Source organism: Paenibacillus sp. SORGH_AS_0306 (assembly GCF_030819345.1).
Taxonomy (GTDB): Bacteria; Bacillota; Bacilli; order Paenibacillales; family Paenibacillaceae; genus Saccharibacillus; species Saccharibacillus kyungheensis.
In genome coordinates this window covers 1072178-1094338 of the sequence record NZ_JAUTBP010000001.1, presented here as the reverse complement: position 1 = coordinate 1094338, position 22161 = coordinate 1072178, and the positions used below count along the sequence as shown (strand labels likewise).

At 38.6% G+C, this 22161-nt stretch carries 21 protein-coding genes and 1 other RNA gene; 11 read left to right on the top strand and 11 right to left on the bottom strand.

Annotated features, from left to right (window positions below; all coding sequences use genetic code 11):
• The first annotated feature begins 115 nt into the window (after positions 1 to 115).
• Complete coding sequence (gene tpx / locus QE450_RS04835; protein WP_273615608.1) at positions 116 to 634, top strand: thiol peroxidase; 519 nt, start codon at positions 116 to 118, stop codon at positions 632 to 634.
• A 163-nt stretch (positions 635 to 797) separates the two neighbouring features.
• Here the strand turns inward: tpx and QE450_RS04830 are convergent, their stop codons facing one another.
• From QE450_RS04830 to cshA, 4 genes are all read right to left on the bottom strand, one after another.
• Complete coding sequence (locus QE450_RS04830) at positions 798 to 1193, bottom strand: DUF1499 domain-containing protein (RefSeq protein WP_069327075.1); 396 nt, start codon at positions 1191 to 1193, stop codon at positions 798 to 800.
• Between the two features lie 204 nt (positions 1194 to 1397).
• A non-coding RNA gene (gene ssrS, locus QE450_RS04825) (6S RNA) lies at positions 1398 to 1587 on the bottom strand.
• Positions 1588 to 1709: 122 nt separating this feature from the next.
• Positions 1710 to 2576 carry a YesL family protein gene (locus QE450_RS04820; RefSeq protein WP_307297403.1) on the bottom strand — a complete coding sequence of 289 codons (867 nt, stop codon included), beginning with the start codon at positions 2574 to 2576 and terminating at the stop codon, positions 1710 to 1712.
• Between the two features lie 207 nt (positions 2577 to 2783).
• Entirely contained in the window at positions 2784 to 4367 is a 1584-nt protein-coding gene (cshA, locus tag QE450_RS04815) for a degradosome RNA helicase CshA (protein ID WP_273615606.1), read from the bottom strand.
• Positions 4368 to 4760: 393 nt separating this feature from the next.
• On the opposite strand from cshA, the gene QE450_RS04810 reads away from it, so the two are divergent.
• From QE450_RS04810 to QE450_RS04795, 4 genes are all read left to right on the top strand, one after another.
• Positions 4761 to 5582: a YitT family protein gene (locus QE450_RS04810; protein ID WP_373461949.1), complete on the top strand. Its 822-nt coding sequence runs from the start codon at positions 4761 to 4763 to the stop codon at positions 5580 to 5582.
• A 251-nt stretch (positions 5583 to 5833) separates the two neighbouring features.
• The gene (locus tag QE450_RS04805; protein WP_204824744.1) at positions 5834 to 6028 is read left to right on the top strand and encodes a hypothetical protein; all 195 of its coding nucleotides are present in this window, start codon (positions 5834 to 5836) and stop codon (positions 6026 to 6028) included.
• A 256-nt stretch (positions 6029 to 6284) separates the two neighbouring features.
• Positions 6285 to 7457, top strand: coding sequence for a putative glycoside hydrolase (locus tag QE450_RS04800; RefSeq protein WP_273615605.1), 1173 nt, complete (start codon positions 6285 to 6287; stop codon positions 7455 to 7457).
• Between the two features lie 182 nt (positions 7458 to 7639).
• Positions 7640 to 9007, top strand: coding sequence for an MATE family efflux transporter (locus QE450_RS04795; protein ID WP_274170430.1), 1368 nt, complete (start codon positions 7640 to 7642; stop codon positions 9005 to 9007).
• A 90-nt stretch (positions 9008 to 9097) separates the two neighbouring features.
• Here QE450_RS04795 and QE450_RS04790 read toward each other — a convergent pair whose 3' ends face one another.
• The 4 genes from QE450_RS04790 to QE450_RS04775 form a co-directional block, all read right to left on the bottom strand.
• Positions 9098 to 9979, bottom strand: coding sequence for a DUF72 domain-containing protein (locus tag QE450_RS04790; protein WP_307297394.1), 882 nt, complete (start codon positions 9977 to 9979; stop codon positions 9098 to 9100).
• Positions 9980 to 10007: 28 nt separating this feature from the next.
• The gene (locus tag QE450_RS04785; protein WP_273615602.1) at positions 10008 to 10604 is read right to left on the bottom strand and encodes a TetR/AcrR family transcriptional regulator; all 597 of its coding nucleotides are present in this window, start codon (positions 10602 to 10604) and stop codon (positions 10008 to 10010) included.
• A 280-nt stretch (positions 10605 to 10884) separates the two neighbouring features.
• Entirely contained in the window at positions 10885 to 11856 is a 972-nt protein-coding gene (pfkA, locus tag QE450_RS04780; protein WP_069327067.1) for a 6-phosphofructokinase, read from the bottom strand.
• A gap of 26 nt (positions 11857 to 11882) precedes the next feature.
• Entirely contained in the window at positions 11883 to 12962 is a 1080-nt protein-coding gene (locus tag QE450_RS04775) for a tetraprenyl-beta-curcumene synthase family protein (RefSeq protein WP_273615601.1), read from the bottom strand.
• A 396-nt stretch (positions 12963 to 13358) separates the two neighbouring features.
• Between QE450_RS04775 and QE450_RS04770 the strand changes: the two genes are divergently transcribed.
• Positions 13359 to 14672 (top strand): multi antimicrobial extrusion protein MatE, encoded by a 1314-nt coding sequence (locus QE450_RS04770; RefSeq protein ID WP_273615600.1) that lies wholly within the window; start codon positions 13359 to 13361, stop codon positions 14670 to 14672.
• A gap of 311 nt (positions 14673 to 14983) precedes the next feature.
• On the opposite strand, the gene QE450_RS04765 is transcribed toward QE450_RS04770, so the two are convergent.
• On the bottom strand, positions 14984 to 15181 hold the full coding sequence (locus QE450_RS04765) for a cold shock domain-containing protein (RefSeq protein WP_069327064.1): 198 nt from the start codon (positions 15179 to 15181) through the stop codon (positions 14984 to 14986).
• A gap of 153 nt (positions 15182 to 15334) precedes the next feature.
• Between QE450_RS04765 and QE450_RS04760 the strand changes: the two genes are divergently transcribed.
• The 5 genes from QE450_RS04760 (at position 15335) to QE450_RS04740 (ending at position 19447) form a co-directional block, all read left to right on the top strand.
• Positions 15335 to 15565: a hypothetical protein gene (locus tag QE450_RS04760; RefSeq protein ID WP_204824752.1), complete on the top strand. Its 231-nt coding sequence runs from the start codon at positions 15335 to 15337 to the stop codon at positions 15563 to 15565.
• A gap of 9 nt (positions 15566 to 15574) precedes the next feature.
• Positions 15575 to 15763: a hypothetical protein gene (locus tag QE450_RS04755; protein WP_069327062.1), complete on the top strand. Its 189-nt coding sequence runs from the start codon at positions 15575 to 15577 to the stop codon at positions 15761 to 15763.
• Between the two features lie 111 nt (positions 15764 to 15874).
• Entirely contained in the window at positions 15875 to 17665 is a 1791-nt protein-coding gene (pepF, locus tag QE450_RS04750) for an oligoendopeptidase F (RefSeq protein ID WP_307297389.1), read from the top strand.
• A 153-nt stretch (positions 17666 to 17818) separates the two neighbouring features.
• Entirely contained in the window at positions 17819 to 18169 is a 351-nt protein-coding gene (locus QE450_RS04745) for a LapA family protein (RefSeq protein WP_273615597.1), read from the top strand.
• A 237-nt stretch (positions 18170 to 18406) separates the two neighbouring features.
• Entirely contained in the window at positions 18407 to 19447 is a 1041-nt protein-coding gene (locus QE450_RS04740) for a M42 family metallopeptidase (RefSeq protein ID WP_307297387.1), read from the top strand.
• 143 nt (positions 19448 to 19590) lie between these two features.
• Here QE450_RS04740 and QE450_RS04735 read toward each other — a convergent pair whose 3' ends face one another.
• Positions 19591 to 21531, bottom strand: coding sequence for an ABC-F family ATP-binding cassette domain-containing protein (locus QE450_RS04735; protein ID WP_307297384.1), 1941 nt, complete (start codon positions 21529 to 21531; stop codon positions 19591 to 19593).
• Entirely contained in the window at positions 21528 to 22151 is a 624-nt protein-coding gene (locus tag QE450_RS04730; protein WP_274170436.1) for a TetR/AcrR family transcriptional regulator, read from the bottom strand. Before QE450_RS04730 ends, QE450_RS04735 begins: the two co-directional genes overlap by 4 nt.
• Positions 22152 to 22161 lie beyond the last annotated feature (10 nt).

Genomic DNA, 22161 nt, shown 5'->3' with positions numbered 1-22161 from the left:
TTCCTTTACTGAATATAGTAGTGAATCGCATTTTTGATTTATTACCCTTACTCTATTATAATGAATTCTGGTTACGATTGCGAAATGATAGCAATGAATAAGGAGGCAATATGATATGGTACAAGAACGTACAGGTGTAGCTACTTTCAAAGGAAATCCTATTACACTTATTGGGCCTGAACTTAAAGTAGGCGATCAAGCGCCTGACTTCAATCTTAGTAAAAATCTACTTGAACAATCCACACTTAGCGATTATGCAGGTAAAGTAAAACTAATCAGTGTTGTTCCTTCTTTGGATACAGGTGTATGTGATGCACAGACACGTCGTTTTAATGAAGCCGCTTCTGAACTTGGTGACGATGTAATTGTGCTGACCATCAGTGCTGATCTTCCATTTGCTCAAGCACGCTGGTGCGGTGCCGCTGGAGTAGACCGAGTGATCACATTATCCGATTATCGTGATAATTCATTTGGTAAAGCCTATGGTGTATTGATTAAAGAATTTGTGATCGATATGCGTTCTATTTTTGTGATTGATCAAAATGATGTTATTCAATACGTTGAATATTTACCAGAAATGGCAGAACATCCAGACTATGATCAAGCTGTTGAAGCTGTAAAAAATCTACTATAGTATCATTATGATAGGTTGTACGCTAAAAGTGCTCATTCTTAGTATTACGATACAATCTCGGTAACGTTCCAAAAAAAGAAGCTTCCTTTTCACATATGATGTGAGTAGGAAGCTTCTTTCTAAATAGTATACCAAATACGTATGTATGAAGCATCTGGCTTCATTAAGTACTGGTTGTTTTGTATTGTGCTAGTTTTTTATCCAAAGAACCAAAAAGATTCAGGATGTTGCGATAATTCGCTCCCAGATCACCTAATGATCCACGAGAAGCTGAATAAATATCGATCGCACTACGCACAGGGCTTACCGATACAATCGATACCGTAATATCCATTGTGCGTCCAAAACCTGTTTTTTTCTCCAGTATAATTTCGCCTACACTTGGAACCTCATGTAATACTTTATAACCCGGAATTTTTTTGAGTGTTGAAGAAACCTCTTCCCATGCTCTTTCGCGGGATAGATTGTAATATCTTGTTTTCATTTGAGGATCTTTGGCACGATCGCCAGTTCCTTCTTGGCTACGTATAATCCCCACTAATGTTCTTTTTAACGACAAGATTTTTCCTCCTTTACATGTAAAGCCTACCTTATTCTAAGTGTATCATTAGTATATGAATAATAAAACTAATATTATGTAAGCGCACACGAAAAACGCCCTATTCTATCAATTCTGATTCAGAACTGTAGCTAGAGCGCTCTCGTATTCAATGTTTCGATCATTCACACTACACCAACTTCTTGCTTACTGATGAATCTACTAAAAAGTCCCGCATATGCCGTCTGATTACATTGTCTTCGAACCTGCGTAGCAGGTGGGTGATCGCAAAACTGTTTTTGAAGTCCCCGCATCCAATGGATAGGGCTGGTCAGCTACAGTTCAATTTGAATCTCCCAAGACATTGTTATTGGTTCAAAACAACAGATAATCAAAACGTACATTGCAGGATGTAAATTCATTATAAACCTGGTAGCGAGAAATGTAAACCTTTACACCAATTTTTTCCTGATACCTATTTTTATACCATAATACAGAGGGAAATCGATAGATAATCCGTGTATTGTTTTCGCTATGTTAACGTTCTTTATTTTTGGTCAAACTTTTTTTGACGTTCTCGTTCATCGAAGTAGGCTGTTTTTCAACATTAATCTGTTGCGCTTGTTCGGTAGGAGACTGATCTCCAATCACTAATTGTTCGTCTGCTTTTAATTCTTTTTCTTCATCTGCTAGTGCTTGCTTCTCAGACTGTTCTTGCATTTTGAGGAACATGCCATAGAAGTTAAAGAAAGCGAACCAAGCGATACCTGAAGCTAAAAAGAATACAAACAATACTGGATACTTTGTACCAATAAACAACAACGCTACTGTCCCTAGTAATGTAGAGAATAAGCGAAATGGTCTAACGATAGATAATAAAATTGCATTTTTGATAATATCTTTTAATTTCATATGATAATGAGCAATCATCGCAAAGAAATTAAATAATGATACAAATAATACTAATAAGAAGATTAACATCACAATTCCAAGCAGTTGAAGATTCGGGAATTGGTTCATATAGACGGTATAATCGACATACATAATAATAAACAATAAAGTATAGAAAAATCCGCCTAGCATACTTTGTTTATAATTTTCTTTATATCCTCTAAAGTACGTTTTAAAAACAGATACATCCCCTTCACCCATCACCCATTTACGAACAACGGTAAACAGAGCCGCTGTAGCTGGAAATAAAGTGAACGGTGCCATAATGCCCATTCCCCAATTGGCTTGCAGAATATCATTAGCCGTAAACCCTGGTTGCCCGAAAATAAATCGCATGACTAGAAAAAACAAAAATGGTGAAGAACAAATTACCCATAATAGGTTGCTACCTGCCAAGCGCATAATCCACTCGGATAGCCTGTATATTCCACCCATTACCCCTCTAAATTCCAAATCAATTTCCCCCTCACGTCTGCATCAGCATTTGGTTCTATGCCTATTTTCTCTGAACCTACATATATTAAATATACCTAACTCTTCATTATAATACCAGTGCCTATTAAGTATGTACGAGAATTGAAGGTTTCTCCTTCTTGTAAAACAAAAAAGAAAGTCAGGCGATTAGACCTGACTCTCTTATCTATATTGTATTTATTTTAATTATGCGTTGAAAGAATCGTCACGTTTTGGAGCTGGACGACGGTTTTCGCTGCTAGTTGTACGTGGTTTGTTACGATCACGTCCAGCATCTTTGTTACCTTTGTATCCGCCACCGCTAGAACTTCCGCCGCTGCTGTATCCACCGCGTCCGCCACTGCTGCTGTTGCCTTTGTATCCGCCTGTGCTACTTCCACCACGGTTATAGCTACCGCCTGGTTTACGTCCACCAGAGCGAACATCAGGTTTACGACGTTTTGCACGAATTGGATCTTCAGGAGTCAAGTCAACCTGTGCGTCTTTTTTCTCACCAGTTAACAATTTGATTGCTGCTGAAAGCAAGTTCACAGAATCATATTGTTCTAACAATTGGATAGCAATACCTTTGTATTCGTTCAAAGGAGTTGTATCGTCTTGTACTAGCTCAAGCAAGCGCTCAGCTGTAATACGTTGTTTACCTTCAATCGCTTCTGCCAAAGATGGTAGAGGTTTGCGCGCGATTTTTTGGTTCGTTACACGCTCGATAAAGTGCAAATGATCTAATTCGCGTGGTGTTACGAAAGAGTAAGCTGCGCCTTCTTTACCAGCACGTCCTGTACGACCGATACGGTGAACATAACTTTCTGGATCTTGTGGCAAGTCAAAGTTAACAACATGAGTTACGCCAGATACATCAAGTCCACGTGCTGCTACGTCTGTAGCAACTAGAACATCAATACTACCATCACGGAATTTACGCATAACGCTATCACGTTGGTTCTGAGACAAGTCACCATGCAAACCGTCTGCTGTATAGCCACGTTTTTGCAAAGCTTCTGCTAACTCATCAACACGACGTTTTGTACGTCCGAAAACGATTGCTAGCTCTGGAGATTCCATATCTAACAAGCGAGACAATGCATCAAATTTTTGACGCTCATTCACTTCGATATAAGATTGATCAATCAAAGGTGCGCTAACGTGTTTTGGAATTACAGAAACATGTTGAGGGTTTTTCAAGAATTGTTGCGCTAAACGCTTGATGTTAGCAGGCATAGTTGCTGAGAACAACATTGTTTGACGCTCTTCTGGAACTTGTTTCAAAATAGATTGGATATCTTCCATGAAACCCATATCAAGCATTTCATCTGCTTCATCCAATACTACAGTTTGTACATCATCTAGTTTGATTGTTTTACGGTTGATATGGTCAAGCAAGCGACCAGGTGTACCGATAATAATTTGAGGTTTCTTTTTCAAAGCGCGGATCTGACGAACGATATCTTGTCCACCGTAGATTGGCAATGAACGGATACCTTTAAAGCGGGATAATTTCTCGATTTCTTCTGCTACTTGGATCGCCAACTCACGAGTTGGTGCCATAATCAATGCTACAATTTTATCTTCCGAACGTTCGATCTTGTTAATAAGGGGTATGCCGAATGCTGCTGTTTTACCTGTACCTGTTTGAGCTTGTCCGATCATGTCACTGCCGCTCATAGCAATTGGAATAGCTTGTGCTTGGATAGGTGTTGATTCTTCAAAACCTAGTTCCATTACCGCTTGTAGTACTTTTTCATCTAACCCGAAATCTGCAAATTTAGTCAAAATATTCGTGCTCCTTCTATATTGTGGACAATCCACCAACTTGTTTGTATTCTTAAGTAGCAAATGAGTAGTATATACCTGCATCGCAGGAGGCCTTGTGGACCGCCACTTATTCTTTTTTTTGTTATGAACTATTGAATAATTCAGTAGTTAGTATAAACTATACCTTTGTTCAATAGTTTCTATGATGAAATAAATCAGTCTTGCGTTTATAGAATAGTCAACATAATTCAGCAAAACATCCCTACTCAAGAATATCTAAATCATTATATCACAAAATACACAATGATTACTAGCTGAATCATAATATAATTACTTTTGTGAAAGATACTTCTTATAAATTAACAGGTATACTTTCCATAACTTACTAACTTACAACCCGAGGTGATTTTTGTGTCAAAAAAAATCGGTGCCCTATTTGTTGTTTTTCTGGGCTCCTTATTCACAGCTGCTGCGTTTAACCTGTTCCTGATTCCCCATCAATTATTAAGTGGTGGTGTATCAGGACTTGCTATGTTAACCGGTTATTTCACACCGCTTAATATTAGTCTGCTTTACTTTGTATACAATATACCTCTTTTGATCGCGGGTTGGTTTTTGCTAGGCAAACGCTATATTTTACTTAGTATCGTTTCTGTTGCAGCTACCACATGGATGATGACTATTATTCCTGTTGAGGCCGCAGCACCCGATTTATTGTTATCTGCTGTATTTGGTGGTGTACTGATCGGAATAGGAGTTGGTATTTCGTTCCGGGTAGGCGGTTCTTCCGGTGGATTCGATATTCTGGGTTCTATCATTACTCGTTATCGTGATTTCCCTGTTGGTAATGTTATTGTTGGATTAAATGGTCTTGTTGTACTTGCAATGGGTTACTGGTCTAATGACTGGAATATCGCTCTTGCTTCAATGGTATCGATCTACATTGCTGGTAAAGTGCTTGATCTTATTCATGTCAGTCATGTCAAAGTAACGCTATTTATCGTATCGAACCATACTGATTTGTTGCTTGAAAAATTAATGCCTCTTCAACGCGGTGTAACTATGATCAAAGCAGAAGGTGCATTTTCTCATACGCCTAAAGATATGCTGATGACAGTAACGACCCGTTATGAATTAGCTGAATTGCGCAGAATTATTAAAGAAACCGATCCTGCTGCTTTTGTTAATATGGTCGAAACCGTTGGGGTTATGGGATCTTTCCGTAAAGGCTAATTGGGATTGATTAGACCTGTATAAAATTTTTATTCGAAAAATGTAAACTATTTTGGTTTTGCTATACACTGAAAGTCGCTTTTTGTCGTAATATATAGTAGACTAAAAACACGCCACCTCTACTTTTTATTATTTGCAGTTTGTGTTCAGTCCCTAACATTTGTTACACAGCCATGCTTTTCCTAAAGTTCTCATCAGAATGATTTCGTTCATTAAGCGTAATGATTCCAGAATAGGAAAGGGTGATTATTGTGGAAATGGAAACGGTCAAATTGTCACAAATCGTCATGAAATGGTTTCCTGATATGATGCCTTCCCTAAAACAGCAAGAATTGAACGCTGTTATCGTTTTACGTGATGGGTTGCGTATTTTGGAACCAGAGGATGCTATGGAAATTATCCACCACAGTATTTGCGAAAATCAAAGCCAGCAATTCATGCAATAAGATTAATTGATAACGATATTAAAAATGTCACTGTTACATCTTTTATAGATGATTGCAGTGGCATTTTTATGTTGTATACTTATATTGGTCACTCACTTGTTTCGCTATGGTTTTACATGTTTAAATAGTGAAGATGGGTATTTTTAGGCACTAACGGTAACAATTATGTTGCTTTACAGTTGATGGACATCCGTTATACTTAAAAAGTAAATCCATTCTGACGTCATGATTATACATACAGAGAAGGAGCTAACACATGGAAATTTTATGGGCAATTATGCTGCTCGCATCGACAACGCTTAGTGGTGGACAAGATGGACAAGCTACAGCTAAGTCCACTACGCTTAAATCCGCTTTGAACCAGGCGGCGATTCACAGTCAATTAAGTAACACAGAGGTAGATGCAGATAATCCTCCTGCCAAAATTGATCCGCAAGTAGATGCGCCTAAAGTAAAAGGTGTCTATGTTACTGCTTATAGTGCTGGTGGTTCGCGTATGACTACCCTGCTTGATCTTTTGGATAAAACAGAGCTAAATGCTATGGTTATTGATCTAAAAGATGACGCTGGATACATAACGTATCAAACCAAAAATGCCAAGTTAAAAGAAATGGGCAGTCCACAAAAATTTATCGCTGATCCAGACGCTATGATGAAACGCTTGAAAAAACATGATGTTTACCCTATTGCTCGTATCGTAGTATTCAAAGACTCTATCCTTGCCAAAAAACATCCTGAACTTTCTTTTGTTAAAAGCAATGGACAAGTATGGAGTAATGGTAAAGGTGACAACTTCGTAAATCCATATAACAAAGATGTATGGGATTACAATATTGAATTGGCTAAAGAAGCAGCAGCAATGGGCTTCAAAGAAATTCAATTTGATTATGTTCGTTTCCCGGAAGGATTCGAAAATCATGAATCCGAGTTGAAATTTACTAAAACCAAACAATCGCGTGTAGATGTGATTGCTGAATTTGTACAATATGCTCGTAAAGAGCTTGCTCCTTTGGGTGTACGTGTATCTGTAGATATTTTCGGTTATGCGGCTTCTGTACCTGCTGCTGAAGGTATCGGACAAGATTTTGCCAAAATTTCAGAAAACGTAGATGTTATTAGCCCTATGGTCTATCCAAGTCACTATTCTACAGGTTGGTTCGGTGTAAAAGATCCTGACAAAAACCCGTATGCAACGATTAAAGGTTCTATGGAAGATACATTGAAAAAGCTGAAACCACTTGGTGATCAGACGCCTATTATCCGTCCATGGATTCAAGACTTTACAGCAAGCTGGTTAGGTAGCGGTCATTATACACAATACGGTGCAAAAGAAGTCAATGACCAGATTCGTGCAATGCATGAAAAAGGAATCGACGAGTATCTATTATGGAATGCCGGTAACCGTTATACCGCTAATGCTAATTATTAATCTTTAATCTGTGCTTTATATATTAGAGCATACGTTATGGATCAGTAAGAACCCGGATCATTGTCCGGGTTCTTTTTTTGTCTATCCAAAAGAAATGATATCCTGTACAATCATTTTTTAATGGACTTATCTGAAAGTTCGTTCAAATACACATAATTGATTATCGTAAATGAGGTTAGTCTATGATCCCTACTGTTACACTTTTGCAGAAGTTCAGTCAGTTTTTGAAAATATTATTTCCTATTCTGATTACCCAGATTGCTTTATCTTTAATGACTTTTTTCGATACGAATATGTCCGGTCATGCCAGTGCAGAAGATTTGGCTGGTGTCGCGATAGGATCAAGTCTGTGGGTTCCGATTCAAGCGGGTCTTAGTGGTATTCTAGTAGCAGTGACACCGATTGTGTCACAATTAATCGGTTCGAATCAACGATCAAAAATCAGCTTTAATGTAGTGCAAGCTTTGTTATTATCAGTTGTTGTATCGATTGTGATTCTAATTATCGGTGGATTGTTATTAAATCCAATTCTGGATCTGATGAGTCTAGAACCTTATGTACGTGAAGTGGCTCATGGTTTTATTGTATGTTTATCTACAGGGATTATTCCTTTATTTGCTTACACGGTGCTGCGAAGTTATATCGATGCTCTAGGTCAAACACGATTTTCAATGATGATTACATTATGTGCGTTACCGATCAATGTCGCGATTAATTATTTATTGATTTTTGGTAAATTCGGATTCCCTAAGTTAGGCGGAATCGGAGCTGGTGTAGCATCTGCGATCACTTACTGGTGTGTATTTTTGATCGCCGTACTCGTTATACGTATCGCAAAACCTTTTCGCCAAGATCAGTTGTTTAGTAGATGGCATTCCCCTTCTTTGCAAAAATGGGGCGAAATTTTAAAATTAGGTATTCCGATGGGCTTTGCAATCTTTTTTGAAGTAGCTATTTTTGCTGGAGTCACTTTATTTATGAGCAACTACGATACGATGACGATTGCAGCTCATCAGGCGGCTCAGAACTTTGCTGCAACCCTTTATATGATACCGTTAAGTATTTGTACAGCGTTAACGATTCTAGTCGGTTATGAGGTCGGTGCTAAGCGTCTGAAAGATGCACGGCAATATACAAAGCTTGGTCTTGGCTTAGCGCTTGCTTTGTCATTATGCACCGCTGTGATTCTGCTTGCATTTCGTCAATCGGTATCAGCGCTTTACTCTTCTGATCCTGTATTGATTGATCTGATAGCTCATTTTATGATCTATGCTGCTTTTTATCAAATATCAGATGCTATTGCTACGCCTGTACAGGGAGCACTCCGAGGATACAAAGATGTGAATCCTGCTTTCGTTTTAACATTTATCTCGTACTGGATTATAGGATTACCTGTCGGTTACCTGATTGCTAATTATACCGATTATGCTGCTTTTGGGTATTGGATTGGTCTCAGTACAGGACTTGCAGTAGGCGCGATCACATTGCTGTCTCGTTTACTATGGGTACAACGACAAGCTATACATTTTGTACCTTCTGAATCTAAATAGTATTAAGTGATTCTTGATATTTATGTCAAACAATCATCGCTCAAAAAAAACAAAAGCGACATTCTCCTCAATCGGGAAAATGTCGCTTTTCTATTCTTGTCCACTCCAGTCGAAAAGATCAATCTGTTCCATTTCTACTTTCTTTTCTTCTGGAATAGCAGGTATCTCTTGTCCTAACATGCCCATCAATTGTCTGGCGTTATCTGCTGCATCTCCGCCAGAATTATTATTGAAAATCACACACACTTCATCCGATTGTTGTTCTAATCGTTGTAAGCGGTCTGCCCATTCTTGTAATTCTGCCTCATTATAGCGATACAGATAACGGACTTCCCGCCAATTCGGTTGACCCGATGAATTCCAGCCTGATTCATTACGGCCATGCATACGCACGACTGTTAATTGACGATCTGTGACCTCTTCTACAATCGGTACAGAACCAATTCCTGCTTGTGGTTCATCACAGATACTATGAATCCAGTTTTCTTTGCGCATGAATTGGATCGTTTTGTCTCGCATTTCAGGCGTGTACCAACTTTGATGACGAAATTCGAGTGCACATGGGTAATCTCCCATCAGTTCACGAATATGTCGAAGTGTTTTGACATTTTCTCGATTACAATCGAACCAGGGTGGAAATTGAAATAGTGCAGCCATCAATTTACCCGCTTGCTCCATCGTGCTAATCGATAAGCGAAATGCTTCAAACATTTCGGCTTCACTATCAAAAGGAATCTTGCCACGCGAATGCCCGGTCATACCCTGAAAAGCTTTTACAAGAAAACGAAAAGAACCAGGTGTTTCCTCGGTCCATTTTTCCATATTCCGCCGGGACTGGATCGCATAAAATGAACTATCTACCTCTACGGTGCGGAATAGTGAGCTATAAGTGGGTAATTTGTTCTTATTTGCTTCTTTGGTTAGATAAAGAGAATCATGATCTCCCCATCCGGTTAAACCGACAGTAATCATATGAAAATGAACCTCCTAGCTCTATCGATTACACTTTGCTTTGTTTCATTCCAATACCTGATACATATAAGTTAACAATATCTAATGCTAATTGTTCTGGTGCAACTTTGCCAGGAAGAAGCTGTGTAAATACAATACGTTCGATCGTGCCTACCAAACATTCTGCGACCATATTCATCCGAAAATCAGATTTGAATTGTCCAGAACGTTGTTCACCCGATAACATCTGCTCAACCCATTGAACCAGTTCTTGTTTCATATTTTGCGATTGTGGTGCCAAATGAAATCCTATCCGAGTTAAATAAGGGTTAGCATAAAAATAATCAAACATTAATGTCAACGTATGACATAATTGGTTCAATACCCCATCGGTTGAATTGATTTCAGGAAGACGACTTTCATTAATAACTGTCGTCAAGCGAACATGGAAAAGCTTCACTAACTCCTCAAAAACAGCATCTTTACTTTCAAAATACAAATAAAATGCGGGTTGTGAAAGCTTGGCTTCTGCAACAATAGAACTCACTTTCGTTTCGTGAAAACCATGAATAGCAAATTGTTTAGCAGCAGCGTGTAGCAAACGTAAACGGCTCTCCCTTCCTTTTGCTCCTTTTTCTCTCGCCAATGTATGGTAGCCCCCTTCTAGTTGGTCTCTCCAGTTCCTACGGAGTGAGGATATAAATGACTTACTCCCTTATAGTACAATAATTTAACCGTTACTTCTAATCTTTAATTCAAAATTTTTACCATTTCTTATCATATTTTTTACAAAAGTGATATCTAAAAACAATTTTTAACAAAATAAAAAGCGCGCAAATATTAGCAATCCGAAGATTACGTAAGATTTAGCACGCTTTTTAAAGTTAATGATTGAAACATTTACTTTTTTCTAAAGATAGCACTGATTATTGAGATAAACGAAGTGCCAGCTCATAAGTTTCATGATCGAACTCTTTTTTGCTATTTACTACTTTATCGATATCTGTCAATACGATTTCGCCTTTGATTACACCGCAAGCTTTATCGGATTCACCTTCGATTAATTTACGAACTGCAAAGTCTCCTAGACGACTTGCTAAATTACGGTCACGAGGAGTTGGTGTTCCACCGCGTTGAATATGTCCAAGAACCGTTACACGAGGCTCCAAGTTAGGATAATGGATATGCAATTGTTCTGCGATATCTTCTCCACGACCTGCGCCTTCAGCTACGATCACGATACTATGACGTTTACCACAAGCAAAGTTGTGATGCATACGATCAGCTACTTCTTTTAGATCATACGATACTTCAGGTACAAGAATAGTTTCTGCACCAGAAGCTAGACCAGAATGAAGAGCGATATCGCCACAATGACGACCCATCACTTCTACGATAGAGACACGTTCATGAGAAGACATCGTATCACGTAATTTGTTTACTGCATCTACCACAATACCTACTGCTGTATCAAAACCAATCGTTGTATCTGTATACGAAATATCGTTATCGATTGTTCCTGGCAATGCCATTGTTTTGATACCTAATTTACTCAATTTGTTCGCACCTTGATAAGATCCGTCTCCGCCGATAACAACCAATCCGTCGATACCGTGTTTGCGCAGAATATCAGCGCCTTTTTGTTGACCTTCAAGTGTCATGAATTCTTTACAACGTGCAGACTGAAGTACTGTTCCCCCGCGTTGGATAATATCACCTACACTACGTAGATCCATAGGGAAAATATCTTCATTTAGTAACCCCTGATATCCACGTTGAACCCCGCATACTTCAAGACCGAAATAAAGTGCGCTACGTACAACTGCACGAACCGCAGCATTCATTCCTTGGGAGTCTCCTCCACTTGTTAGTACTGCAATTTTTTTGACTGCTGACATTTCAAATTGCCCCCTTGTTAATATGTTTACAAATACTTGCGGATCACCTGGCTATTCAAGATAAAAAAGGCACGCATAGGAGGACCCTTTCGCAATAGCCGTTTAGAGATAGCACGCACTTCTTGTTGTGTTTTGACCTTGGGGTCTGTTAAGTATAGTGCGACTAAACCTTCAACAATCATAAGATGGAATGAAGCACCCGGCAGTTGATGTACATCTGCACGCGCCCAATCAACGATCTTCTCAATTCGATCAATGACTTTAATCGATGGGTCATAATAATCGCAAAAATTAAGATCGCCAGAATGCTGATCTTCTTCCTGATCAATCACATAATCCAGCATAATATGAAGGCAACATACATTTGGAAAATAAGCAGCATGTGCTTGCTTGGCAGCCGCATCATTCATGCCTGGAAGACCACTTGCTGCTAAAAACATCATAAATATACCTAACGTTGAACCTGTTGCAGCAGCAAACTCGTGCCAGTATAAATGAGGTGTACGATGCTTATGCTCAGACCACCACTCCATCAATGTCGCTTGACGTAATTCAGGAGCGATATGTTTGTATGTTTGTAAACCGCAATATAATTCAACCAGATCACGCAAATAAGGATATACAATATCGTAATCTGGAAGTTCACTAATATATCCCTGGCAAGCTTTTACCAGTGTAGACATATAACCAACTTCACTTTCGCTATTAAATACATAATAGTCTCTTGGTTCTACGCCTGGAACAATCGCATCAAGCAAAGCCTGGTGCAATAGACGAAAATCTTCAACATTTGTACATTGAGGACGATCCGATAAGTTATCGGCATAATCGCAAATCGTCTGGAATGCTACAATTAAAGGTAACAAATTATGAAATTGAGCCATATTCGCTACGGCATATACTGACCCACCATCACAGTGGAATTGCTTATTGCTTAGACTATCAAGCGCTTGATATCGCAATTCTGCATCAGGTATCAAGTTTGCCTGTTCGCGCCAGCGAGCAAACTCTTTACGGACTTCCGGTATTCCGTGTTTGTATACGCGTCTCATCAAAGAAACAGCATTACGCGGAAACGGATAACGGACTTTCATCATATCATTCAATGGGCTTCCTCCACATAGTTGTCTGTTGAACCTATCAGTATTATCATACATTATATTCAGAGTGCTCACAACGTACAATTGAATTTATCACACCGCGCCCTATATGGGTTTTGCTCATTTTCTTCTTCATTTTAAGGACATATATTTCTTATTTTCACTATGGTCTTTGAATAGAATACAAAAAGGATATTCAATGTTGGAAATCGGATCAAAAACACTACTTTTTGTTTTGACTTTCCACATAGACGCTTATGATCGTTTCTCCTCGCCAAATATACATAAAAACAGATAGAATTTTAAATAAATGTAACTTTTTGTTGTATAAATCATACTTTCTTCAAAACGGTTATGATATACTAACCATAATTTTTATAGACCAAAGGGAGAAGATTACATATGTCCACACAAGAACCGCTCTCATGGAGGCGGTTGTTTTCATTTTTTGTACCACTTGGAATTTCAGCTTCACTGGTCACCATTTCACATGTCATTATTAATCGTACACTTGCTTTTGCTGTGGATGCTGAAGTGGTGATTGCTAGCTATGCATTGGCAATGAGTCTGGTGACGATTACAGAACGACCGTCTACTTTATTACGCCAGACTTGTTCTGCTCTGGTTCGAGATCGACTTTCATTTAAAGCTTTGCTTAAAGTGACTTGGATTTTTCTAGCTTTTGTTTTAGCGATTGGAATACTGATTGTGTACACGCCTATAGGAAAATGGATATTCAGTACATTGTTCGGCATCAAAGATTCTATGGTTCCTCTGGTGATTGATGTGTATGCTATTTTGATGTTTGTGAGCATCTTTTCAGTTATTCGCAATATTTATCAAGGTATTATTATTACTAACAATCGTACCAAATGGTTAACGATTGGCATGGTATTCCGTTTGGCAGGAATGTACTCCTTATCGCTTTATTTTATTTATTATCATCACATTACAAGTGGAACTGTCGGTGCTATTTTATTTTTGACTGGTATGATTATCGAAGCGATTGTTAGTTATAGTGAAGGACGGAATATCGCCAAAAAAATGCCTGAAAAGCGTCCTGAACATCCTGTAGAAACACGAGCAGATGTGTTTAAATTTTATAAACCGCTTCTTTTCTCATCTTTTGTTGCCATGTTAATCGGCCCTGCTATCAATGTAGTGCTAGGTAAAACAGAAGGGATTGCTCTCGCTATTTCTTCGTTTGCGATAGCAAGTAGTCTATTGCAGTTAATGCTTAGCTTTTTTACTTATATTCATCAGATTGTATTGAATTTCTATCATATTGATCCCAAAAAAGTACGTCGATTCGGATTAGTGACTGGGTTTATACCTGTGACGTTGTTAGCTCTGATTGCTTATACACCTATGAGTTATTGGGTGCTCGGACATATTATGAATGTAAATGGAGAGCTATTAACTCAAAGTCTATATACACTGCGAGCTTTTGTATTATATGCACTGGTTATGCCCTGGTTAGATTATTCTAATGGACTTATTCTTTTACGTGGACAAACCAAAGCAATGTTCCGCTCTCAGATGGCGAATGCTATATGTACTTTTATTGTTCTGATTATATTATTGTTTATATTTCCGGCATGGAATGGTGTTATCGGAGCTTTGGCACAGTCATTAGGGCTTGCTGCTGAATTGGCTATTATTACGCTGGTCATCCGACGGACGGGCAGACGTTCCGGACTTCAAGTAAACAACTGATCATATGTGTAGCATGTTATAGATGAGAAAATAAGATTAATTCAAATACCTTTTGTTTGTTCTAGATTATGGTGGAGCAAATAAAGGGTATTTTTTGTTCATTTTGATAGATCATTTGAAATGATCTGCTTTAGAAGAGAACTTGATCTACTTTAAAAAAGACCTATTTGTTTGTATCTAGGATTTGTTTGTAAACATGAAAAAGCGCAAGCCCCTTGAAATGAATCAAGGAAACTTGCGCTTTTACTAACATATGGATGAACATTCAATGAATGCTCAATATATAAGTGATCCGTTACCGGATATCGGTCTTATAATTTAATTACGTTAGCTGCTTGAGGACCACGGTTACCTTCAGTGATGTCGAATTCTACCGCTTGACCTTCATCTAACGATTTAAAACCATCGCTTTGAATAGCTGAGAAATGTACGAATACGTCTTCTCCACCTTCAACTTCAATAAATCCGAAACCTTTTTCTGCATTAAACCATTTAACTGTACCTTTCATTCAAAAAACCTCCTAGAATATCGCCATATATGACGCATGAACCTAGTATAACGTACATGTTCTGAAATAGCAAATAAAACAGCTGTTATGATTTGCAATTAATGAAGGCAAAGGGTATGATTTTAGCAAACGAACAGGGAGTAGAATACTATAATGATAAAAAAACACCAGATTTATAAAAAAGACAATTGGAACATGATGACTGTTGAAGTTCAAGGACGCAAAATCGTACTGAGAGAAATCTCTGACGAATGGGGCGAAGAAACACATGATTTCTTGAGTCGTCCAGCTTTGATGCAATGGGCAAGTGATCGTTTTCCTAAAGAACGCTTTGAGACAGAAGCCGAATGGGAAGAAATTATGAATGCTTTCCGGGAGGTATAACCTTTTCCAATGAATTATACAGCGATTGTCATATTTATTATTCTTGCTTTTTTGCAAGGGTTTGTACTGATTGCTTATAAGGAAACCATTCCAGCGCCTTTAAAGCGCTGGCTTGCTATTTTTGCTATTGTCATGCTACTGGTTGCGTTCTTCTTAATGATCTACGGATTTTTGGTTGCCGTTAACCCTAACACATAATATAGCTTGATGTAGATCAATGTACTCTGGCGCTGAATGGATTATACCCGAATCAGTGCTATTCATTTCAAATATCTATTCATAATTATTGCTCAAGAGGAGGATTTATTTATGCAGCAAATACTTAAACGGTCTGAAGTGTCACAGGAAAATTGCTGGAATTTATCCGATCTGTTCGCAGATCAACAAGCTTGGGATCAAGCGTATGACAAAGTAAAACAAGAATTGCCTGAAGCGGCTCAATTACAAGATAAACTTCATACTGCTGAAGCAGTTAAGTCGGCATTTGAGCTAGAAGATCGTATCGGTCTACAGGTAGAACAATTATATGCGTATGCTCATATGCATCAGGATGAAGATACAACGAATCCTACATATCAGGCATTATCGCAAAAAGTTAAAAAATTAGGCGTAGAATTGGGACAAGCTCTTTCTTTTATCACACCTGAAATTCTAGGTCTGTCTGATGAGAAGTTAGATGAATTGCTAGAGTCTTCTCTTCTCGCTCCTTACCGCTTTACGCTACAAGAAATGAAACGGGAAAAAGCACATGTGTTATCACAAGCGGAAGAAGCTTTGTTAGCACAAGTAGGTAACCTGTCTCAAGCCCCACAGACGATTTTTGGGATGTTGAATAATGCAGATATGAAATTCCCTAACATTATTGATGAAAATGGTAATGAAGTAGAACTGACTCATGGCCGTTATATTCAATTTTTGGAAAATCCGAATCGTGAATTACGTGAACGTGCATTCAAAGCGATTTACAGTGCATATGCTCGTCAAAAAAATACGATTGGTGCTACACTAACTGCCAATATCAACAAAAATATGTTCTATGCAAATGTACGCAAATATCCATCTGTTCTGGAAAAAGCACTTTATGGAGATAATATTCCTAAAGAAGTGTATACGAACCTGATTGATACGATTCATGAAGGTCTTCCTCTACTACATCGTTATATTGCGTTACGCAAAAAATTACTTGGTGTAGATGAACTGCATATGTACGATCTATTTGCTCCACTTGTCGATGAATTCAAAATGGATATCACTTATGAAGAAGCAAAAGCGACAGTAGCAGAAGGTCTCAAACCACTCGGTGAAGATTATCAACAAGCGCTTCAAGCCGGTTACAACGAAGGCTGGATCGATGTGTATGAAAATGAAGGAAAACGTACAGGTGCTTATAGCTGGGGCGCTTATGGTGTCCATCCTTACGTTCTACTAAATCACAAAGACAATCTAAATAGTATGTTTACACTTGCTCACGAAATGGGTCATGCACTGCATAGTTATTATTCAGACAATGCTCTTCCTTATCGTGATGCACAATACACTATTTTCCTTGCAGAAGTGGCTTCAACTACGAATGAAGCATTATTAATGGATTATCTTTTGAAAAAATCGACTGATCCAAAAGAAAAAATGTACTTGTTAACTTATTATGCAGATCAATTCCGTACGACAGTTTTCCGTCAGACGATGTTTGCAGAATTTGAAATGATTACACATGCTCGTGCAGAAGCTGGCGAGTCCCTAACTCCACAAGAACTATCCAAAATCTACTATGACCTGAATGTGAAATATCATGGTGAAGGTATGCATGTAGATCAAGATATTGAAATGGAATGGGCACGTATTCCGCATTTCTATAACAGCTTCTATGTATATAAATATGCGACAGGCTTCTCTGCTGCAACTAGCTTCTCCAAACAAATTTTGGAAGAAGGACAATCTGCGGTAGATCGTTATACTGGTTTCCTGAAAAGCGGCGGTAGCGATTATTCTATCAATATTCTTGCCAAAGCAGGTGTTGATATGTCTACTCCAGCTCCTATTCGTGAAGCTATGAGTGTATTCGAAGCTCTAATTACTGAAATGGAACAGTTAGCAAAGTAAGTATTGAACATCGGTGAATCACACCCAGACCTTGCATTTCCTCCAATATTCGCCCAATACTTGTAAAGATATGTTTACAATAGGACTGATTGCGTTTTATAGATTAGATAAGGAAAGATTTGACCTTATGCTAATTTGAGGAGGTTATTTATTTTGAAAATGCAATGGATGCTTATTTTAGGTTTGATATTTGCACTGATTACCGCGGTGTTTGCCGTAATTAACGTGAATCCAGTACAGGTCAATCTTTATTTCAATGTAGTACAAGTACCTTTAATTCTTTTGATTATTGGATGCGCTTTGTTAGGTGGTCTAATTGTAGGATTTTATGGTATCTATCGTCAGTACCGTTTACAGCGTGAGATCAAACAACTGAAAGCAGAGTTAGCTCAGGTTCCAGCTGCTACGACTCCTTTGACTACATCATCTGTAGACAATGATCCGCTTAAACCGATGTATACTGATAATGATACGACTGCAACTTCTTTTTCTAACCGTAAGTAATTCATGCTGAAAGGCTACATGTAATTACTTGCTGATCAAGATGAAAAACCACTTATCTTTTGTTGTCTGATTTCAGTCAACAGATAAGTGGTTTTTTTGTTGGTTATTTTTTGAATCCATGATGGATATCCTATTTATAAAAGCAGAATATGAATCCATCTCCATTCATCAATAGCATATTATTGTAGTCAACGGATATTGTTAAAATTGGATTTATTATAAAGGAGACCTTTTATTATGACGATAACGATCAATCAAGATTATACGATCTCTTTGCTTACAGAATTATTATCTACTGTTAGTCCTACAGGATTCACTCACGATATTATCAAGCGGATTGCAGAAGAAGCAGGCAAATTTGGTGTAACTACAGAATACAACCAAAAAGGCGGTCTGATTTTGACAGTAGACGGTCAGGATGATTCCAAAACGATTGCTTTAAGCGCACATGTTGATACACTAGGTGCAATGGTACGTGCCATTAAGCCACAAGGAACGATTCGATTTACAATTCTAGGTGGATTCAGTATGAACAGTATTGAAAATGAATACTGCACGATTCATACACGTAGTGGCAAAACGTATACAGGGACTATTTTGTCTATTCAACCTTCTGTGCACGTATATGATGAAGCTCGCGGACTCAAACGTGAAGAAGAAAATATGGAAGTTCGAATCGATGAATTGGTAGATTCCAAAGAAGATGTCCAACAACTTGGTATAGAAGTTGGAGACTATATTTCATTTGATGCACGTCCTGTTGTTACATCAAGCGGATATATCAAGTCCCGTCATTTGGATGATAAAGCAAGTGTCGCTGCATTGTTTGCACTTTTAGAATCACAATACACCCAGAAATGGAAACCACAGTATCGCACTCAATTTCTTATTTCCAATTATGAAGAAGTAGGACATGGTACAGCTTATATTCCTGAAGGGATTCATGAAATGATCGCTGTAGATATGGGTTGTATTGGAGACGATCTCAGCTGTAAAGAAACAGATGTGTCTATCTGTGCAAAAGATTCTTCCGGCCCTTATGATTATGAAATGACAGGCAAATTAATTGAACTGGCTCAAGCAGGTAATATTGCTTATGCGATCGATGTATATCCTCACTATGGCTCAGATGCTTCTGCTGCTCTACGTGCTGGTAATAATATTCGTGCAGCCTTAATCGGGCCTGGTGTACATGCTTCCCACTCTATGGAACGTACGCATACCGATGCTGTTATCAATACAGCCAAGTTGCTAGGTGCTTATATTACTGCTAAATAAACATAGGGTGCATCCCTTGTGAATCAACAAAAAAACCTTCTTTCTTATCATTTCTGACGAGAAAGAAGGTTTTTTGATATATATACTGCTGATATCCTACTAACATGCTTGTACAATAACAGTCGTTGCAAATCGAATCTGATTTAGTTCTGACTTTGTGCTATCTTTTCAGCCAGTTCAGTTAGATACGTCCAGCGTTCCATAAGATGCTCTAGATGCTTCTCGGTTGCTGTCTGCTCAGCCATCAGCTCTTGCAGTCTTACAGAGTCACTGAACGCTTTCTCCATATCACTTGTAAGATCGACTAGCTTCTGCTCTGTTGCTGCAATATCATCATCAATTTTTTCATATTCTAATTGCTCTTTGTATGAGAATTTTAATTTATTCCGCCAAGCGTTTTTGTCTGGCGCAGGTGCTTTTTCTTTTACAGGTTCTACTGCTTTGGGTGCTACGACTGGTGCACTAGCTGCTTTAGCACTTTTGGCAAGATCAGCGATTCGCTCTTCATAATCACTGTAATTCCCTGCATGAATACTAACCTGACCTTCACCTTCAAAAGCAAAGATGCGATCACACGTACGATCTAGGAAGTAGCGATCATGTGAGACCGAGAATACAACGCCAGGGAACTCATCAAGATACTGTTCCAGAACGGTTAATGTAGTGATATCTAGATCATTGGTAGGCTCATCCAGTAACAATACGTTAGGTGCACCCATCAATACACGTAGCAAATACAATCTACGCTTTTCGCCACCCGATAATTTGGAGATCGGTGTCCATTGTGCTGCTGGTGTAAATAAGAATCGCTCTAACATTTGTGAAGCAGAAATTTTGCTACCATCTGCGGTTTCGACTACTTCTGCTACATCTTTGATATATTCGATCACACGCATCGATTCATCCATTTCTTGATGTTCCTGCGTGAAATAGCCAAATTTAACAGTCTGACCTGTAACCACATTACCTTCACTAGCAACCAGACGACCGGATACTAGATTCAGTAATGTCGATTTACCACGTCCATTAGGTCCTACAATTCCGATACGATCTCCTGGAACCGCATGATACGTCAGATCGTGAATGAGTTCTTTACCACCCAGTGTTAAAGATACATGATCCAACTCTACAATTTGCTTACCAAGACGAGATGAAATGGCTGACATATCCATCGCTTCATCACGACGACCAGGTCCATCATTTTTCAATTGTTCAAAACGGTTAATACGTGCTTGTTGCTTGGTTGTACGTGCTTTGGCTCCACGTCTGATCCATGCTAATTCACGACGTAATAGATTTTGACGTTTGTCTTCTGATGCTGCTTCTCGTTCTTCACGCTCTGCTTTGAGCTCAAGAAAACGTGAATAGTTGGCTTCATAACGATACAGACTACCATGATCCAGTTCGATCATGACATTTGCAACACGATCTAGGAAGTAGCGATCATGGGTGATCATTAGTAAAGCGCCACGACGCTTTTGCAAAAATTGTTCTAACCATGTAATCGAATCATGATCAATATGGTTGGTAGGCTCATCTAAAATTAATAGATCAGAGGGTTGAATAAGTGCAGACGCTAGCGCTACCCGTTTACGTTGACCACCGGATAGTGTACCCATCAAAGCATCATAATGATGAATACCTAATTTGGACAAAATATTTTTGGCTTCACTTTCAAGTGACCATGCATCCAAACGTTCCAATTCTTGATTCAAATGAATCAATTGCTCTAATACAGCTTCGTCTTCGGGATGAGTCTCTAATTGTTCAAGTACGTTCATATATGCACCGACAATTTGAAGTTCTTCTCCGCCACCATCAAATACCTGACGCAATACGGTTGCTTCTGGATCATAAGGTGGATTCTGTGCTAGATAACGAATACGCAATCCATTATTTAATGTCACACGTCCACTTTCTGTACTTTCCATCCCTGCAATTACTTTAAGAAAAGTCGATTTCCCTGTTCCATTGACTCCGACGATTCCGATTTTATCTTGATCTTCCATCCCAAATGAAGCATTTTCAAACAATACTTTTTCGCCGTAACTTTTGGAGATTGACTCCACTGTCATAATATTCATTGTGACTCACCTTCTTGGGAATTGTCCCGGTCTATTTGATCCTGATGATCTACCGAATGATTACATCCTTCTAAAAACAAACGTGCTACAAAATCTGTCCGTTCATGAAGTTGTTCTATCGGAAATTCAGGGTTGAATAAAATATCCATACGTATGCGATCCAGCATTCCAATATAGGATTCTGCACACCATACAGGCTGAGATACGCCACCTTCTGTGAGTACTTTCTCTACAGCTTGCATATAACGCAACATGAACTGCTTCATATAAGCCATAAGTTCAGGATCATTGTTGGGCGTACGGAAAAATAACTTGGTACGATGTTTGCGTTCAAAATAATACATCGAATGATGCTTAGCAATGACCAGTAAGCGTTCTGCCATCGTACTACAATTTTGCAAATTAGTATCTAAACCGCCGAGAAAATGTTCGCAATCTCGACGAGTAACTGCCATAAATAGTTCTTCTTTGCTTTTAAAATATAAATATACAGTGCCTTTCGCTATTCCCGCCTGGTGTGCGATATCTGAAATTTTGGTCTCATAAAATCCATTGGAACCAAAAAGATCGTAAGCAGCATCCAAAATCAATTCTAACTTTTCACCTGTGGTGCTGCTCATTAGCCCACTC

Excerpts from the sequence above, each read along its gene's own strand:
- QE450_RS04735 (WP_307297384.1), bottom strand. The coding sequence starts at position 21,531 with ATGAATATTATGACAGTGGAGTCAATCTCCAAAAGTTACGGCGAAAAA.
- QE450_RS04800 (WP_273615605.1), top strand. The coding sequence starts at position 6,285 with ATGGAAATTTTATGGGCAATTATGCTGCTCGCATCGACAACGCTTAGT.
- QE450_RS04730 (WP_274170436.1), bottom strand. The coding sequence starts at position 22,151 with ATGAGCAGCACCACAGGTGAAAAGTTAGAATTGATTTTGGATGCTGCT.
- QE450_RS04760 (WP_204824752.1), top strand. The coding sequence starts at position 15,335 with ATGATAAAAAAACACCAGATTTATAAAAAAGACAATTGGAACATGATG.
- pfkA (WP_069327067.1), bottom strand. The coding sequence starts at position 11,856 with ATGTCAGCAGTCAAAAAAATTGCAGTACTAACAAGTGGAGGAGACTCC.
- tpx (WP_273615608.1), top strand. The coding sequence starts at position 116 with ATGGTACAAGAACGTACAGGTGTAGCTACTTTCAAAGGAAATCCTATT.
- QE450_RS04790 (WP_307297394.1), bottom strand. The coding sequence starts at position 9,979 with ATGATTACTGTCGGTTTAACCGGATGGGGAGATCATGATTCTCTTTAT.
- QE450_RS04770 (WP_273615600.1), top strand. The coding sequence starts at position 13,359 with ATGTCCACACAAGAACCGCTCTCATGGAGGCGGTTGTTTTCATTTTTT.
- pepF (WP_307297389.1), top strand. The coding sequence starts at position 15,875 with ATGCAGCAAATACTTAAACGGTCTGAAGTGTCACAGGAAAATTGCTGG.
- QE450_RS04795 (WP_274170430.1), top strand. The coding sequence starts at position 7,640 with ATGATCCCTACTGTTACACTTTTGCAGAAGTTCAGTCAGTTTTTGAAA.
- QE450_RS04740 (WP_307297387.1), top strand. The coding sequence starts at position 18,407 with ATGACGATAACGATCAATCAAGATTATACGATCTCTTTGCTTACAGAA.
- QE450_RS04765 (WP_069327064.1), bottom strand. The coding sequence starts at position 15,181 with ATGAAAGGTACAGTTAAATGGTTTAATGCAGAAAAAGGTTTCGGATTT.
- QE450_RS04755 (WP_069327062.1), top strand. The coding sequence starts at position 15,575 with ATGAATTATACAGCGATTGTCATATTTATTATTCTTGCTTTTTTGCAA.